At 69.5% G+C, this 16,271-nt stretch carries 14 protein-coding genes and 1 pseudogene; 3 read left to right on the top strand and 12 right to left on the bottom strand.

Annotation, left to right across the window (positions count from 1 at the left end):
• Positions 1–115: 115 nt before the first annotated feature.
• On the bottom strand, positions 116–748 hold the full coding sequence (locus tag ABTY04_RS26690; protein ID WP_352215919.1) for a TetR/AcrR family transcriptional regulator: 633 nt from the start codon (positions 746–748) through the stop codon (positions 116–118).
• Between the two features lie 52 nt (positions 749–800).
• On the opposite strand from ABTY04_RS26690, the gene ABTY04_RS26685 reads away from it, so the two are divergent.
• A complete protein-coding gene (locus ABTY04_RS26685; RefSeq protein WP_352215918.1) occupies positions 801–1,778 on the top strand; it encodes a GNAT family N-acetyltransferase in 978 nt (325 codons plus the stop codon).
• Positions 1,779–2,191: 413 nt separating this feature from the next.
• Here ABTY04_RS26685 and ABTY04_RS26680 read toward each other — a convergent pair whose 3' ends face one another.
• Both ABTY04_RS26680 and ABTY04_RS26675 read right to left on the bottom strand, forming a co-directional pair.
• The gene (locus tag ABTY04_RS26680; protein WP_352215917.1) at positions 2,192–3,283 is read right to left on the bottom strand and encodes an alpha/beta hydrolase; all 1,092 of its coding nucleotides are present in this window, start codon (positions 3,281–3,283) and stop codon (positions 2,192–2,194) included.
• A 423-nt stretch (positions 3,284–3,706) separates the two neighbouring features.
• On the bottom strand, positions 3,707–5,020 hold the full coding sequence (locus ABTY04_RS26675; RefSeq protein ID WP_352215916.1) for a hypothetical protein: 1,314 nt from the start codon (positions 5,018–5,020) through the stop codon (positions 3,707–3,709).
• A 354-nt stretch (positions 5,021–5,374) separates the two neighbouring features.
• Between ABTY04_RS26675 and ABTY04_RS26670 the strand changes: the two are divergent.
• Positions 5,375–5,593, top strand: a pseudogene (locus ABTY04_RS26670) (transcriptional regulator); the annotation flags it as partial.
• Between the two features lie 10 nt (positions 5,594–5,603).
• Here the strand turns inward: ABTY04_RS26670 and ABTY04_RS26665 are convergent.
• The 7 genes from ABTY04_RS26665 to ABTY04_RS26635 all read right to left on the bottom strand — a co-directional run bounded on the left by ABTY04_RS26665 (position 5,604) and on the right by ABTY04_RS26635 (position 11,863).
• On the bottom strand, positions 5,604–6,422 hold the full coding sequence (locus ABTY04_RS26665) for a hypothetical protein (protein ID WP_352215915.1): 819 nt from the start codon (positions 6,420–6,422) through the stop codon (positions 5,604–5,606).
• An 82-nt stretch (positions 6,423–6,504) separates the two neighbouring features.
• On the bottom strand, positions 6,505–7,419 hold the full coding sequence (locus ABTY04_RS26660; RefSeq protein WP_352215914.1) for a hypothetical protein: 915 nt from the start codon (positions 7,417–7,419) through the stop codon (positions 6,505–6,507).
• Between the two features lie 129 nt (positions 7,420–7,548).
• Positions 7,549–8,694, bottom strand: coding sequence for an RNA polymerase sigma factor (locus ABTY04_RS26655; protein ID WP_352215953.1), 1,146 nt, complete (start codon positions 8,692–8,694; stop codon positions 7,549–7,551).
• A 19-nt stretch (positions 8,695–8,713) separates the two neighbouring features.
• Positions 8,714–9,121, bottom strand: a complete 408-nt coding sequence (locus tag ABTY04_RS26650; RefSeq protein WP_352215952.1) for a YciI family protein — start codon at positions 9,119–9,121, stop codon at positions 8,714–8,716.
• Positions 9,121–9,378, bottom strand: coding sequence for an NAD(P)H-dependent glycerol-3-phosphate dehydrogenase (locus tag ABTY04_RS26645; RefSeq protein WP_352215913.1), 258 nt, complete (start codon positions 9,376–9,378; stop codon positions 9,121–9,123). The genes ABTY04_RS26650 and ABTY04_RS26645 overlap by 1 nt, the downstream gene beginning before the upstream one ends.
• A gap of 179 nt (positions 9,379–9,557) precedes the next feature.
• The gene (locus ABTY04_RS26640; RefSeq protein ID WP_352215912.1) at positions 9,558–10,091 is read right to left on the bottom strand and encodes an EF-hand domain-containing protein; all 534 of its coding nucleotides are present in this window, start codon (positions 10,089–10,091) and stop codon (positions 9,558–9,560) included.
• A gap of 176 nt (positions 10,092–10,267) precedes the next feature.
• On the bottom strand, positions 10,268–11,863 hold the full coding sequence (locus ABTY04_RS26635) for an alpha/beta hydrolase (protein WP_352215911.1): 1,596 nt from the start codon (positions 11,861–11,863) through the stop codon (positions 10,268–10,270).
• Positions 11,864–12,186: 323 nt separating this feature from the next.
• Between ABTY04_RS26635 and qcrB the strand changes: the two genes are divergently transcribed.
• On the top strand, positions 12,187–13,842 hold the full coding sequence (gene qcrB, locus ABTY04_RS26630; protein WP_352215951.1) for a cytochrome bc1 complex cytochrome b subunit: 1,656 nt from the start codon (positions 12,187–12,189) through the stop codon (positions 13,840–13,842).
• A gap of 16 nt (positions 13,843–13,858) precedes the next feature.
• On the opposite strand, the gene ctaF is transcribed toward qcrB, so the two are convergent.
• Together ctaF and ctaD are read right to left on the bottom strand one after the other, a co-directional pair.
• Positions 13,859–14,245: an aa3-type cytochrome oxidase subunit IV gene (gene ctaF, locus ABTY04_RS26625; RefSeq protein ID WP_352215910.1), complete on the bottom strand. Its 387-nt coding sequence runs from the start codon at positions 14,243–14,245 to the stop codon at positions 13,859–13,861.
• On the bottom strand, positions 14,242–15,840 hold the full coding sequence (gene ctaD, locus ABTY04_RS26620; protein ID WP_502996720.1) for an aa3-type cytochrome oxidase subunit I: 1,599 nt from the start codon (positions 15,838–15,840) through the stop codon (positions 14,242–14,244). Before ctaD ends, ctaF begins: the two co-directional genes overlap by 4 nt.
• Positions 15,841–16,271: the final 431 nt, after the last annotated feature.

Below are 16,271 nucleotides of genomic sequence, written 5' to 3'. Positions count from 1 at the left end.
AGAGCACATCTCGGTCGTCCCTTGAGCCAACCATGGCCGACGGGCGCATTGGCACCAGGTAGCCGGGGCACGGTCGTCCGTGCCCCGGACTGGGACGCGGGGCGGGGGAGGCGCTCTAACGGCGAGAGGCCGGTCGGCTGCCGTCGCCGGCGGAGCGGGGCAGCGCGGTCGAGGCGAGGAAGTCGTCGAGCATGGTGATCTGTACGTCCTCGGGGAATCGGCTGGGGTCGAAGAGGGCCTGGACGACGAGTCCGTGAGTGAACGCGACGGCGGCGGCGGCGAGTTGGTCCGGGTCGGCCGCTGAGGGGAGCTCGCCGAGGTCGCGCGCGGCTTCGAGGTGTGGCCGGATCGTCGAGCGCAGCCGGGTATAGCGATCGGCCTGCTCGGCTCTCAGCCCGTCGTCGGCGAGGGAGAGGTCCCAGGAACTGACCCAGATGCGGTTGCGGGCGATGTCGCCCGGGGTCAGCGGCAGGATGTCGAGGAGCATGGCGCGCACGGTGGCGAGGCCCGCGGTGGGACGCGCGCGGCGGGGGCGCTCCGCGGTGCGCTTCTCCAGCAGGTCCAGGGCGTGCGTGATCAGGGCCCGTTTGGTCGGGAAGTAGTGCATGAGCATCCCGGTCGAGCCCCCCATCGCAGCGGCGACGGCACGCAGGGTCAGCCCCCCGAACCCCTTGTCGGCGAGTACGTGCCACACCGCCTCGGATACGTCCTTGCGGCGGGCTTCACGGTCTCCAGGTGCAGGCGGCATACTGCCATCCTACGTACCGAACGCTTGTTACGCACCAGAGAGCGAGGCTTCCATGTTCACCCTGCCGCTCGGCGACCATGCCCGACTCCGCCCCTTGGAGCCCTGGCAGGCACCGGAGTTCCTCGCCCACATCGACCGCGCCCGGGCCTCCGTGGACCCGTGGATACCCTGGGCGACATTCAGCACCGACCTCGACTCGGCCACGGCCACCCTCCAGCGATATGCCGACCGTCTGGCCACGGACACCGGCCGTATCTACGGGCTCTGGTTGGACGGCACTCTGGTCGGCGGCGTCATGTTCACCCGCTTCGACAGCGCCTCCGGCGTGTGTGAGATCGGCTGCTGGCTGGAGCCGGCCGGGGAGGGACGGGGCCTGGTCACCCAGGCCTGCCGGGCGCTGATCGGCTGGGCCTTCCGGGAGCGCGGGATGAGCCGCGTCGAATGGTGGGTCACGGCCGGCAACACCCGCAGCATCGCCGTCGCGCGCCGGCTGGGAATGACCCGCGACGGTGTGCTGCGGCAGAGCTCTTCGTACCGAGGTGTGCGGCGCGACAGCGAAGTCTGGTCGGTCCTCTCCGAAGAGTGGCCGCCTCTCGGGGACGTGTCCGTGTCCGATGTCCGGGCCGAGCTCGACGGGCTGATGCGCGTGTTCGTCGGTGCCTTCACCAACACCGGCGACCGTCGGCCGGACCTCGGCGTCATCCGCGACGTCTTCATTCCGCAGGGGAGGATCATCGCGAACGTCGGGGACGAGCCCGTGATCTACGACCTCGACGCGTTCATCGAACCCCGGCAGAAGATGCTCACCGACGGGACGCTGACGGAGTTCTCCGAATGGGAGGTCGCCGCGCGGACCGAGATCTTCGGATCGATCGCGCACCGGTTCAGCGAATACCGCAAGTCCGGCTTCCGCAACGGTGCGTGGTTCGAGGGCTCCGGTCACAAGACCACCCAGTTCGTCCGGACCTCGTCAGGATGGAAGATCTCCTCGCTGGCCTGGGACGACGAACCTGCCGCCATCCCCGAATGACCTTGCGGCCCCTCACCCACTTCCATGGCAGACGGGACGGTGATCGACGCGGCGCTGAGTGTTCCGCGCGAGGTCCAGTCCGGGAAACGTCCCGCTGTCCTCATGCCCGCCCCGCTGATCGGCTGCTTCGGCTTCTCCTACGGCGCCGGGACGAGCCTGCTGCCGCCGGCCGGGAACGACCCCCAGGTCAGGGCTGTGGCCGGCCCAGCGCCGGGGGAGACCTGTTCGCCTCGCTGCCTGGCCGGCCTCGTCTCCAAGCCCACCGACATGGCCTACCGCTGGATGGACCACCACCTCGGTGGCGAGGCCGGCACTGGAGCCACCCCACTTCGGCATCCGCGCGGAGTACATGCCCACGGACGCGCCGCCCCTCCACATCGCGCCTGTGACCCCGAGGCCTTCCGCTCATGCCCTTATTGCGGCTTCGGGCCCTTCATCAGCTTGCTGAGCTGTTCCAGAGCGCCTTCCTTCATGCCCCGGACGTAGTCCCAGCCGTTGTGGTCGCCGCCCTGGATCTCGTGGATCGTGACCTTGATCGGGCCCTTGCCGAACTGCTGCTGGAACTTTTCCATCCGGTCGCGGCCGCCCTCCTTGGTGCCGTACTGGAAGAAGATGTTCACCTCGGGTCCCTTGTTGTTGATCAGCTTCGGGGCGAGCTTCTCAGGGTTGTTCGCGTCCATCTCCGCCTGGTGGCCCTTCCAGAGCGGGGAGTCCGGGACGATGTCGGGGCCGTTGGCTATGACGGCCCGGAAGCGGTCCGGCTTCTGCAGGAGCTGTTTGAGGCCGACGAAGGCGCCGGACGAGTTGCCCATGAAGGCCCAGCCGTCGCGGGACTTGTAGGTACGGAAGTTGGCCTGGGCGAGGTCGGGTACGTCCTCGCCGATCCAGGTGCCCATCTTCGCCTGGCCGGGTATGTCGGAGCCGTCGTAGTAGTACTTGCTGTCCGGGTTGAGGAGCGGCATGACCAGGATGAACGGGAGGCTCTTGCCGGCCGCGGCGCCCTCGGAGATGGCCGTCTGGAGGCCCAGCTTCGGCATGGTCGCCCAGTAGTTGTCGGCGTTCCCGTTGCCTCCGGGCAGCGCGACCATGACCGGGAAGGCGCTCTTCGCGTACTCCGGGCGGTCGTACTCCTTGGGCGTCCACACCCAGACGCTGCCCTCGAAGCCGGACTTGGGGCCCTTCACCCGGGCCTTGGATATGCGGGTGCCGTCGTCCAGCTTGACCGTCTGCTTGAAGTCGGTGAACGGACCGGCGGGGAGGGACACGTCCGGGTCCGCGCTCGGCGCGGCGGCCTGTTTCCCGCCGCCGGTCTGCTTGTCCTTGCCCGCTCCGGTGGAGGGCTTCGCGTAGCTGACGGACTCCCCGTTCCCGTCGAACCAGTCTGTCGTCCAGTGGATCAACCCGGCGCCGGCGCCGGCGAGCAGGGCCACGGCCACCGCGGAGCCGATCCATACCTTCTTGCGGGATCGCCTGGGCCGCTGCTGCGGCTGCGGGTACTCGTGCACGAACTTCGCTCCGAACTGTGCGGCTGCCCTCAGGCGGGCAGAACGGGTGGGTCCTCCTCTTTGGATGTGTTTCTCGATCCCAAGGTTGCAAAAATATGCAAGAAATGTCGTTTACGGGCCGCCGAGCGCGCAGTGACCGGGAAGGGGTAGCGGGTCCAGGCCCGGGGTGAGGATCTGACGCAGGTTTTGGAGCGTTCACTGTCGCGACCTTCGGCCATTCCTTGGACCAGTCGACCGGGGTGATCCGCAAAGGCGCGAAGGCCGCGCGGCACGTGCCGGCCTCGCCGGACGCGTTCGTGTGGCTGCGGCTGTATCAGCAAGAGCTGATGAGAGTCGTGGTGCCCGGCCGCGCACCCTACCGCGACGCCGATGCCGGCCGGGAACACTCGCCCGGGCCCCGGGGCGGCCGTCAATATTCGCCGGTCAGAGGCGGTAAACCGGCGCGGACGTCAGGGTCCAGTGCCAGTTGACGGGTTCCCACTCCTTTTTCAAGGCGGTGCGTTGCCGGGCGTAGGCGCGCAGCGCCTCCTCGACTGCGGCCGCGAGGACGGTGAGATCGTCGGGGGCGGGTACGCGCAGGATCAGGTGCTGCTTGGTGTGGACCAGCAGCAGGTCACCGTCGGGGGAACAGGCTGCGAGGGTGAAGTGGGTCAGCGGCTTGAAGGCCTTGGTGTCGGTGGCCAGCTTGGCGCGGAGCACCCCTGCCTTGTTCCAGGCGTACAGGCCGTATCGGTTGAGGTGGAAGGCGTGGCCGTGGTTGGGGTCGGCGGCCAGGTTGAAGTTGAAGCCGGTGAAGGGGGAGTCGCGCCACTCGTGCAGCCCGTGCAGGCGTCCGGTCATCTCCCCGCGGTCGTCGACGAGGGCGAAGACGAAGGGACGGCCGCGGCTGCCGCCGCGGAACGTCTTGGCGTAGACGGGGACGACGAACAGGTCGTCGGCCAGCGCCACGGGCCGGCCGAGACGCGAGTCGTCCCAGCCCGAGAGAGGGTCCTCGTCGGCCACCAGCTCGGTCAGCGCGGGCCGGGGCCGGTTCGCCAGACCGATCGGCGCGCCCCGGTACGTGGCGTGGGCGCGTGAGTCGATGCCGCTGTGGTGGGCCGGAGCGGGGTCGAGTGCGGCGAGTGCCTTGATCACCGGCTTGGAATGGGCGGTCAGGGCGCCGTCGGCCACGCCGACGATGTTGGTGAGGAGGTTGCCGTACCGCCACACGCCGTATTCGGCGACGGTGCACAGCAGTCGGCCCGATGGGGTGACGCTGATGGAGGTGGCGAAGGCGTCGCCCGGCGCGAACTCCCCGAAAGGGCGTCGGTCCTTCGAGTCGTAGGCGGCCAGGACCCGGCTCAGGTCGGGGGCGACCAGGGTGGTGTTGTCCGGGCGTGTGCTGATCGCAAGGACGCCGTCCGGCAGGACGCACAGGCTCATGTCGTTGCCGTCGACCACCGCCGACGGTTCCCCGGCGCCGTCCGAGCGGAACAGGGCGCTCGCCAGAACCTCACCGTTTGCGGAGTACCGGGTGATGATCCGGTACCCGAAGCCCGCCTTCGCAGGGTCCTGTTCGTCATCGGCCACCCCGTAGGTGTGGCGGTACACCCCGTACAGCGCGTACACCTCGCCGTTCGGCGTGCCGGCGACATCGTAGGTGTGGATGCCCCAGCCGGTGGAGTAGAGCGCGGTCAGGTCGATGCGGTGGTGGTCCACCAGCGTGCCCGGCAGGGCCAGCGGAAGTATTTGGGTCACGCCCTCATCCTGGGCCACAGCACTGACACTCGGTTCTGTCGTCCGTTGGGAGGCCGGCGAGGCGGGTCCGGCAGACGGAGGAAGGAGGGCGGCAGCACGGCGGGCGCGCTGCCACGATCACGTCGTAGTGCGGGCAGTGCAGATGGTAGAAGTCGTCCGTGGAGTCGCCCAGCAGGGCACTCCAGTGGTACTGCCCATAGGCTGCCGGCAGGTCACGGAAGGCATGCAGGAAGCCGGTCGGCCGCGACGCCAAGCGTTGGTCTGGCTGTCCCAGCTGGCCGACGGCCTCAACGGGCAGGGCGTCGGGTGTGATACTGGCGGGCTCGCGTATTCGACTGTCGCGTGTTGCCCCATAGTGGGTCGGACCCCGAGGTCGTTTACATCAGGGCGGACGCCTCCGCATACGACGTGACCTGGGTGCTGGACGTCCACTGGTCCAGCGGTTCCCGCAGCGGCACGCCGGTGATCAACGACAACGGGCGGCCGTTCCGCACGAGTCGCGACAACGGCCGGCCCGCCTACGAGTTTCCGCTGGGCGGCTCGGGCTGGCTCCCGGAGGGCACGACCCGGTGACCCGGTCCGGTCAGCAGCCGATCGTGACCCACCTGTGGACGGGGTAGGTGGGGCTCGTGTCCCCCCTGACGCTCGACAGGATGTCGAGTTCGGCGCCGGTGGGCGGGGCGACCAGCCGGAACGTCACCCAGGCATCACCGACGGAGTCGGTGGTGCCTGACGCTCCCGAGGTGTAGCCCTTCTTGCCGGGAATCCAGTAGTCCACCCAAACCGGTTGCCGCGCGAATCTGGATGCGTCGGCGAGGTCGTGCGAGATGTGCACGGTCACGTCCACCGCGCGGATGGAGTACGGCCATGTGCCGACGGTGGTGCACTGCTGGAAGGCGGTGACGTAGGAGTCGTCGAACCACCACTCCCTGTCGACCCCGGTCGTGTTGTCCCACGTGCAGTGGAGCAGGGGGCGGGTCAGCGTGGTGCTGTAGTAGGTGCCGTCGGCCCAGGCGACCTCGTAGCTGATGCTCAGCGTCGCGTCGGCGGGCGGGTTGTCCACCGTGTAGTTGAAGGTGACGTTTCCCTTGGTCGGGTCGAACTGGCCGAAGAGCGTGCCGTATTTACTGGTGCCGGGGATGGTGTAAACAGCGGTGATCTTGGAGTCGGCAGGGCCGTGTGAGACGGCTTCCAGGTTCAGGGTGACCCGGTCGACGGGTACGACGGTGGTCGTCCCACCGCTCCCGGTGGTGCCCATTCCGCAGTGCTGGTCCAGGTAGGCCGCCACCGGCCCGTCCAGACCGGCGTAGGCGGGCGACGCTCCGGCGGCGGTCAGGCCGATGAGCAGGGCCAGACTCGCGATCAGTGCGCTCAGCGCCCTTCGTGATCTCAGTACCCTCAATGGCCTTGGCGGTCTTGGTGCTCTCCTGGTCATTTTGATCTCTCTCCCAGAGCCGATGATGCCGTTCGGTGTCGGAGCCGGGTCAGCAGGCGATGGTGGCCCAGGAATGGGCGGGGAAGGTGTGCGAGCCTGCTTGGCCGCTTGCCAGCACGTCGAGTTCGGCGCCGGTGGCCGGAGCGATGATCACGAACGACAGCGTGGCCTTGCCGTCGGAGTCGAAGACGCCGGACGTTCCCGAGGTGTAGGTCTTCTGGCCGACGATCCAGTAGTCAGCCCAGACCGACCGGCCCGCGTACGGCGAGGGCCCGTAGGACGAACCGTGCGCGACGTTCACCGTCACGATGTCCTCGCGGACATAGGCGTGCCTGCCACCGAAGCCGATGTCGACGGTCTCGCACCGCTGGGAGATGCCGGCGACGGTCACGTAGCCGTTCCACGTCGAGGCGTCGACGTAGCTGGTGTTGTCCCAGGTGCAGGGAGCCAGCGGAGCGCTCACGAAGTTGCTGTAGTAGACGCCGACGTCGTGCCACCACACCTGGTAGGTGACCGTCAGTGTCGCGCCCGGCGGCGGGTTGGGCACCGAGAAGTTGAACGTGGCGTTCTTCCTGGCGGTGTCGAACGCGCCGGTGGCGGTGCCGGTCTTGGTGCTGCCGCTGATGGTGTAGATGGCGGTGATGGTGGAGTCGGCGGGCGCGTAACCGACGGACTCAAGGCTGAGGGTGATCCGGTCGACGGGTATCGCGGTCGTCATGGGACCGCTGCCACTGTTCTGCACGGCGCAGTGCTGGTCCAGGTTGGGCGCGACCGGTCCGCCCGGGTCGGCGGAGGCGGATGAAGCCCCGATGGCGGTCAGGCCGATCAGGATGGCGAGAGCGGTGGTAACCGCTCTCCAGGTCTTCCAGGTCTTCCAGGTTCTTCGGGCCATCGCGGATGCCCCCAGGTCGTTGGTGCCGGACGGTGCTCTCCACTTGCGGTGGCAGAGACGTCCGTACGGCACCCACGGTTCCTCGCCCGGTGCAGCCCCGCTCAGTCCCAGTGGCAGGACCAAGTACGTGCGCTGACAAGCCACTTGGCCAGGTCCCCCGGGGGCGCGCCCAGTGCCGCGGGAAAATCCGAGCGCGACCCGTCAGCGACATCGGCGGGCGTTGAGCCGGGCGGCCTGGCGCGTCAGGTGGTCGCGCTCGGCGACGTTGGGTGCCTTGTGGGCCGCCTCGGCGTACAGCCGTGCCGCCGTCGCCAGGTCGCCGTCGCGCTCGTGGAGGTACGCCGCCACCGCGGCATGGCGGGGGAGTGAGGCGTCCAGCGCCGCGAGTGCCGCCAGGCCGGCGCGCGGCCCGTCGGCCTCGCCGACGGCGACCGCGCGGTTGAGCCGGACGATGGGGCTGTCGGTCAGGCGCGTGAGCTCGTCGTACCACTCGACGATCTGCACCCAGTCGGTCTCCTCGGTGGTGGGCGCATCGGCGTGGAGTGCCGCGATGGCGGCCTGGGCCTGGAACTCGCCCAGCCGGTCGCGTGCGAGGGCCGCCTGGAGGATCCCGACGCCCTCGGCGATCAACGCAGTGTCCCACCGGCTGCGGTCCTGCTCGGCCAGCGGCACCAGGCTGCCGTCGGACGCGGTCCGGGCGGCCCGCCGGGCGTGGTGGAGCAGCATGAGGGCGAGAAGCCCCGCCACCTCGGGGTGGTCGACGGCGGCCGCAAGCTGCTGGGTGAGCCGGATGGCCTCGGCGGCGAGGTCGACGTCGCCGGAGTAGCCCTCGTTGAAGACCAGGTAGAGGACGCGCAGCACGGTGGCGACATCGCCGGGCCGGTCCAAGCGCACGCCGGAGACGGTGCGTTTCGCCCGGCTGATGCGCTGTGCCATGGTCGCCTCGGGCACCAGGTAGGCCTCGGCGATCTGGCGGGTGGTGAGACCGCCGACGGCGCGCAGGGTGAGCGCGACGGCGGACGCCGGCGTCAGCGACGGGTGGGCGCACAGGAAGTAGAGCTGGAGCGTGTCGTCCACCGCGGGCGCGGGTCCGGGCGCCGGCTCCTCTTCGACGAGGTCCTCACGCCGGCGGCGGGCGGCATCCGCCCGGGTCGCGTCGAGGAACTTGCGCCAGGCCACGGTGACCAGCCAGCCCTTCGCATCCCGCGGAGGGTCGGCCGGCCAGACGCGGACCGCCTGGAGCAGTGCGTCCTGCACGGCGTCCTCGGCCGCCGCGAAGTCGGCTCCGCGGCGGACGAGGATCGCGAGCACACCGGGGGTGAGGCTCCTCAGCAGAACCTCGTCCATCGGTGAGGCCACTGCGCGGTCACTCCGTGATGGTGGGCGGCGCGGCCAGGAACGGGCGCACCTCCAGCCACTCGTGGATCGGCCTGCCGCCTGCCCCGGGGGCGGCCGACAGCTCCCCGGCCAGCTCGACGGCACGCTCGTAGCTGTCGACGTCGATCACCATCCAGCCGGCGATGAGGTCCTTCGTCTCGGCGAACGGCCCATCAGTGACCGGCGGGCGACCCTCACCGTCGTAGCGGACCCACGTCCCCTCGGGGGCGAGCGCCTGACCGTCAACGAACTCACCGGCCTTCTCGAGCCGGGCCGCGAAGTCGTTCATGTACTGCACGTGCGCCGAGATCTCTTCCGGCGTCCACTGGTCCATCGGTACGTCGTTGACCGCAGCCGGGGCGCCCCGGTAGTGCTTGAGCAACAGGTACTTGGCCATCATGGTCCTCCTGGATGGTGGTGCGACCCATTGTGGTCGCGTTCACTGCGGGGACGGAGCCAGGCACGGTTTCTCGACATCGCCGTCCGATTTTTAGCGAGGATTGCCTCCGCGGACTTGACGCCTTCGGTGTCTGCCGGGTGCGCGCCTGTCGCCTGCTCGATGCTCAGGCCGTGACCGAGGTGGGTGCCGAAGGCGCGGTTGCGGGAGAGCGGGGAGGAGCAGGCGGCTACCAGGCCGGCCCGGCCGCGGGGCATCCCGGCACCTGACACCGCCGCAGGAGGCATGCGCCCGTGACCAGCCCGCTTCCCGCTTGGCTGACCTCTCTCACCAGCCTGCGATTCCTCTTTGCCGCAGGTGCCCTGGTGTGTCGCATCGCCGTCGTCTCCCGCATTGGGCGACCACACGAAACTGCGCCGAACGGGAAACGACAAGCTCAGTGGCTCGGTGTGTACAGCAGCGCCTCCAGGCCGTGCTGGTGCGCCGCGCCGGTGAAGTCGTTCCAGCTGATCGCGCCGTCCGCGTCCGAGTCGATCAGCTTGAACGAGGCCTCCGCGGACTTGGCCGGTACACCTTTGAGCCCCCGCCAGACCACGAACTCGCGGCAGTCCATGAGGCCGTCTCCGTCCCGGTCGGCCACATGGAACTGCGCGTGCAGCACGGCCATCACCTCAGGCGTACCTGAGGGCGAACCGGAATCCGAGGCAGGAAGAGAGCTGACCCAATCTCGGTACTCCTCCCGCGTGATCCTCCCGTCGTGATCGCGGTCGACGAGCTCGGCCTGCTGCTGCCACAGCGCTAGATTTGCCTCGATCAGGGCGCGTCCCTTGGGCGAGCTCGGCCCCATGCCGTACGACTGGAGCAAGCGTTCCGCACTCGCCTGGTAGTCGTCCGCGGCGAGCACTCCGTCACCATTCGTGTCCAGCCGATCGAAGATCAGGTCGGCTACTGCCACCCTCTCGGTACCCATGCCGCGAGCCTAGGCCGAGCTCCTCCGTGCGGCGGCGGATTCCCGCGCCCGGGGGCGTGTCATGCCGGGTGACTCAGCGTGTCAGTGAGGTGCACCGACGCTCAGCAGCCGGATGAGATGGGGCGTCCCGCACGCAGCATGTCAGGAGTCCGTTTCCGTGCGTCCTCGCGCGCGTCTCAGGAGAAGGGAGTCTTGTCGGGGCGGCAGATCGCGCCCGGGGGCGGAAGCGTACCGTCGACGAAGTAGCGGCTCTCGTACGTGTTGATGCAGGTGCTGGCGTTGTTGAACAGCGCAGTGTGCCCATACCCGTCGTTGGTGAGCAGGCGCGCGTCCGCCAGCTCCCTGGCCATGGCCTGGGCACCCGCATACGGGGTGGAAGGGTCGTACCGGGTCCCGATCACGAGGACGGGGTGGGCGGTGGGCCTGTTCCACGGGCCGTCGTACCCGTCGGCGGACCGGGCGGGCCAAGTGGCGCACGGTTCTGCGGCCCAGGTCCAGAAGCGTCCCGCGTCGCCGGTGCGCCGGGCGCTGTCCTCCTCCAGGCCGTGGTAGACGGCGGGGTCGCTCGGGTTGGGGCTGTCGGAGCACCACACGGCCGCCGCCTGCTCCTCGCCCAGGTACGGGTTCGGCTGCGCGACCGGGGGCGGCGGCGGGGCGACCGGCGGCCTGGGAGCGCGGCCCTGCGACAGCTCCTGGAGGCGGCGCGCGAGATCCGTCCAGCCGGGGTCGACGAGGTAGAGGCTGTTCACCGTGTCGGCAACGGTCTTGGCGTACGTCCACGGGCCCACCGGACGCTCCCGTAGCTGCCGCATCAGCCGGTCGAACTTGTCTCGGGTGGCCTCCGGGCTGCCCGCGGAGAAGGCGCAGCGGGTCGTGGGGGCGGATCCGCACAGGGCGAGGAACCGGTCCAGGGTGGCCGCCGCGGTGCGGTCCGAGCCCATGCGCAGCAGGGTCGTGGTGCGCGGCTCGCCCGGCGCGGCTCCGTTCGTCCAGGCCTGCGGGTCGATGTTGCTGTCGAGGACCATGGCGCGGACCTTGCCGGGGAAGAGATTGGCGTAGGTGGCGCCCAGGATCGTGCCGTAGGAGACGCCGAGGTAGTTGAGCTGCGGGTCGCCCACCGACCGGCGGAGCAATTCGAGGTCCCGGGCGGTGTCGGCGGTCGACACGTGGCGCAGCAGGTCCGGTTCGCGCTTCTCGCAGCGCCGGCCGAGGTCCTCGTACGCGTCGATCCAGGCCTTGCGCTCCTTCTCGCCCACCGGGAAGCCGCCGGGTTTGCCGGCAGCCCAGGTGTCGGCCTCCTGGGCGCTGCCGAAGCAGTTCACGGCGGTGCTGTTGCCGATCCCGCGGGGGTCCCAGCTGACGATGTCGAAGCGTTCCCGCAGTTCCTTGGGGAAGGCGTCGTAGTTCTGCGGCACCTGCACGGTCCCCGGGCCCCCGGGGCCGCCGGGGTTCACGAACAGGGTGCCGATGCGCTTGCCGGGATCGGTGGCCTGCCGGCGGACGACTGCCAGGTCGATGGTGGGGCCCGCGGGGGCGGAGTGGTCGAGCGGCACCTTGGCCGTGGCGCAGTCGTACGGGCTGCCGGGCTTGCAGGGGCTCCAGTCCAGTCGCGGGACGGTCACCGAAGGTGATGGCGAAGCCGGTGGCGGTGACGGGGCACTCTGTACGGCGGCGGCGAGTCCGGGCGCAGTGAGCAGCGCCGAGCAGGCCAGCGTCGCGGCGAGGGCTGCTGCACGGCGGCGATGGCCGGCTGTGGCATCTGGTACGGACATGATCCGCCCTCCTCCGTTACATCGAGGGCACTGTCCGGCGGCCGATGCCGCCGCACCGGTACACACGCTTCTGTTACCACGAAACCGCGCTTCGCCAGCGCGCGCGAGCCGGTGCGGGTACTGGCACATCGGCCATGTTCAGCGAGGGCGGCCGTCGCGCCAGAGGCATACGGCGCAGGCGAGTGCCGCCCCTGCGTGCCTACCGGACCGCGGGACGCGGGCGCGCGATGCTCCTTTCATGCCGTTCGGGCCCGGTCGGCGGATGCGAGGAGGGCGTGGAGCCGGTGGTTCTCGAGAGGAAGAAGGCCCGTGCGGTCCGCGTGATGCGAAGCTCGGCCAGGCGTACGGTGTTCAGCCTCGACGCCCGGATGCCCCTGCTGGACGTCGCCAAGGACGGTGTGCGGAAGGCCTTTCCGGACCACTGGGCGTTCCTGCTCGGCGAGATCGCCCTCTACAGCCTGGTGGTGTTGCTGCTGACCGGCACGTACCTCACGTTCTTCTTCGACCCCTCCATGCGCGAGGTCACGTACCAAGGCTCCTACGGCCCCCTGAGCGGCCTGCGGGTTTCCTCCGCCTACGCCTCCACCCTGCGCATCAGCTTCGAGGTGCGGGGCGGTCTCCTGATCCGGCAGATGCACCACTGGGGTGCCCTCGTGTTCGTGGCTGCGATCGGCGTCCACCTGCTGCGGGTGTTCTTCACCGGAGCGTTCCGCAAGCCCCGCGAGGCGAACTGGGTGGTCGGCGTCACGATGCTGCTGCTCACGCTGGTCGAGGGTTTCGCGGGCTATTCGCTCCCCGACGACCTGCTGTCGGGTACGGGCCTGCGCACGGCCCAGGGCATCATGCTCTCGCTGCCGGTCGTGGGTACGTACCTGAGCCTCTTCGTCTTCGGCGGCGAGTTCCCGGCCCAGGACATCGTCTCCCGGCTCTATCCGGCGCACATCCTCCTCGTACCAGGACTGCTCGTCGCCTTGGTCTCGCTGCACCTGCTGCTGGTCGTGCGCCTCAAGCACACTCAGTGGGCGGTGCCCGGCAGCAGCGGCCGCAATGTGCTGGGCAAGCCGTTCTTCGCGCAGTACACGGCGAAGTCCGCAGGGCTGTTCTTCATGGTCGCCGGCCTGCTGTCCGCGCTCGGGGCGCTGGCGCAGATCAATCCCGTGTGGGCGTACGGGCCGTACCGCCCCGACCTGGTGTCCACCGGGGCCCAGCCAGACTGGTACGTCGGGTTCCTCGAAGGGGCCCTGCGGCTGATGCCGGGCTTCGAAACCCGCCTGTGGGGCCACACCCTGAACTGGAATCCACTGATCGCGGGCGTCGTCCTGCCGGGACTGCTGTTCGCCGGCCTGTACGGCTATCCCTTCTTCGAACGCTGGATCACCCCCGAGGGCGGGGAGCAGCACCTGTGCGACCGGCCGCGCCACCGGTCCGCCCGCACCGCGCTGGGGGTCGCCGTGCTCGCCGCCTACACGGTCCTGCTGGTGGCCGGTGCGCAGGACATCTTCGCCTTCGTCTTCGAGGTCCCCCTCCCAGCGATCACCTGGGCGCTGCGGTGCGCCCTGCTCGTCCTGCCCCCGGCAGCCTTCTGGCTCACCCGCCGGATCTGTCTCGCCCTTCAGGAGGAGGACGTCAAGGCGCTGAAGAGGGGACTGCCGACGGACGAAGTACGCCAGTCGGTCGAGGGCGGCTTCCACCCCACGCACCGGCCGCCGACGGGGGCGGAGCGGTACGTCCGGTCCGTCCACCGAGGGCCGGCGCCCGTACGGGTGCCCCCGCCCGGGCGAGCGGCGGCGGAGCGGCAGACGGCAGGCCGGCGGCGTCCGGTCGTACGGGGCTTCGCAGAGCGGTTGAGGCGGGGACTGAGCCATTGGTACTACCGCGATCAGCTGGTGCCGCCGCTGACCGAGACGCAGCGCCGCCGCGTCGCCGCCGTGCTGGCCGGCCCGGACGCCGGGGAGGCCGGGCCCGCCGGCGAGCACTGACCTCCGGGTGCCCGGATCAGGCATCCTGACCCGGGCGGAACACGAATCCGTAGAGTCCCGGGATCAGGACACCGACGCCGATGAGGGCCAGCCAGAGCCCCTGAACGGCGCCGATGCCCATGAGTGCCGTACCGGCGGCGGTGATCACGGGCGCGAAACTCCTCGCGGGGAACGAGAACTCCCTGCCCCCGCCCGCACGGATCTCCGCATCGGCGGTGTCCTCGGGCCGCCGGCCCCCGCGGCCGTACTGCCGCCACAGGAACGCGGCGACCAGCGCCGACATGAGGAACGACACCGCCAAGGCGGCGATCCCCGCAGGATCACTGGAGCACGCTGCGTAGACGGCGCCGGTGACGGCGAAGAAGACCGCCACACCGCTGAACAGCCACGCCTCCGTCTTCACCAGGTCACCACTTCGGGGTGGTGCAGGTCGAAGGCGGGCGAGTCCGACCGGATCCGGGGCAGCGCCTCGAAGTTGTGCCGGGGCGGCGGGCAGGAAGTGGCCCACTCAAGGGACCGGCCCCACCCCCACGGGTCGTCCACGTCCACGAGCCTGCCATGGCGACGCGTCTTCCACACGTTGTAGGCGAACGGCAGCACGGACAGCCCCAGGAGGAAGGACCCGATGCTGGAGAGCGTGTTGAGCAGGGTGAACCCGTCGGCCGCCAGGTAGTCGGCGTACCGGCGGGGCATGCCCTGCTCGCCCAGCCAGTGCTGGACGAGGAAGGTCAGCTGGAAGCCGGTGAACAGGGTCCAGAAGTGCATCCGCCCAAGGCGTTCGTCGAGCAGCTTGCCGGTGAACTTGGGCCACCAGAAGTAGAAACCCGCGAAGGTGGCGAACACGATCGTGCCGAAGAGCACGTAATGCAGGTGAGCCACCACGAAATAGCTGTCGGTCAGATGGAAGTCCATCGGAGGCGAGGCCACCAGGACCCCGGTCAGCCCGCCCAGGAGGAACGTCACCAGGAATCCGATGCACCACAGCATCGGCGTCTCGAACGACAGCGAGCCGTTCCACATCGTGCCGATCCAGTTGAAGAACTTCACCCCGGTCGGAACGGCGATCAAGAACGACAGCAGGGAGAAGAACGGCAACAGCACGGCGCCGGTGGCGAACATGTGATGGGCCCACACCGTGGCGGACAGACCCGTGATCGCGATCGTCGCACCGACCAGGGCGGCATATCCGAAGATCGGCTTCCGGCTGAACACCGGGATGATCTCGCTGACGATCCCGAAGAACGGCAACGCCACGATGTACACCTCCGGGTGGCCGAAGAACCAGAACAGGTGCTGCCACAGCAGCGCCCCGCCGTACGCCGCGTCGAATACGACCGCTCCGAACTTCCGGTCCGCCTCCAGAACCAGCAGCGCCGCGGTGAGCACGGGAAACGCCAGCAGCGCCAGGATCGAGGTGAACAGGACGTTCCAGGTGAAGATCGGCATCCGGAACACGGTCATGCCCGGTGCGCGCAGGCACACGATCGTCGTGATGAAGTTCACCGCACCGAGGATCGTGCTCAGTCCCGACACCGCCAGCCCCATCACCCACAGGTCGGCGCCCACACCGGGGGAGTACGCGGCCGCGTTCAGCGGGGCGTACGCGAACCAGCCGAAGGCGGCGGAGCCGTTCGCGGTCAGGAGCCCGCTGATCACCGTCAGGCCGCCGAAGAGGTACACCCAGTACGTGAAGGCGTTCAGGCGGGGGAAGGCGACGTCCGGGGCGCCGATCTGCAACGGCATGACCGCGTTGGCGAAACCCGTGAACGTCGGGGTGGCGAACAGCAGCATCATGACCGTGCCGTGCAGGGTGAAGAGCTGATTGTACTGCTCAGCGGAGACGATCTGCAGGCCGGGCCGGGCCAGCTCCGCCCGCATGACCAGGGCCAGCACACCGCCGAACAGGAAGAAGCCGAAGGCGGTGGCCAGGTACATATTGCCGATCACCTTGTGGTCGGTGGTCGACAGCAGACGCAGCACATGGGACCCCGCCCGCACCCGTCGCCCGGTGGCTCGCTCCTCGTCCGCCGTTGCCGACAACGGCTCACTGAGTGACACCACGGCCTCCAGGAGCGACGACGGACCGGCTGGCCAACGGCCTTCCGGCCAAGCCTGGCACCCCGAGTCGCCTTCAGTGACCAACCGGGACGGCGTGCCGCCGAGAGTTACCCGCATCGGGGAGCGGAGGCAGGGCGGAGGCTCGTCGCAGCGGCACGACGCCCGACCCGGGCGAGTGGGTCGGCAGCGCCGGTGTGAACGAGCTGGGTCAGAGCGCCAAGCCGTTGACGAACGGGCACTTCCGTGTCGGCAGCAGCAGGAACTTGGCCGGGGGGCCGGAACGTGACAGCTCCGGCTATCAGCGGCACGCCCGCGGCGGCCGACGCCGCGCAGTTCGGCGCCTCGCTCGCCGACGTCGAGCGGCAGCTCAC

Source organism: Streptomyces sp. NPDC097981 (genome assembly GCF_040302565.1).
Taxonomy (GTDB): Bacteria; Actinomycetota; Actinomycetes; order Streptomycetales; family Streptomycetaceae; genus Streptomyces.
The sequence above is the reverse complement of the archived record's forward strand: the minus strand, read 5'-3'. Positions and strand labels throughout refer to the sequence as shown.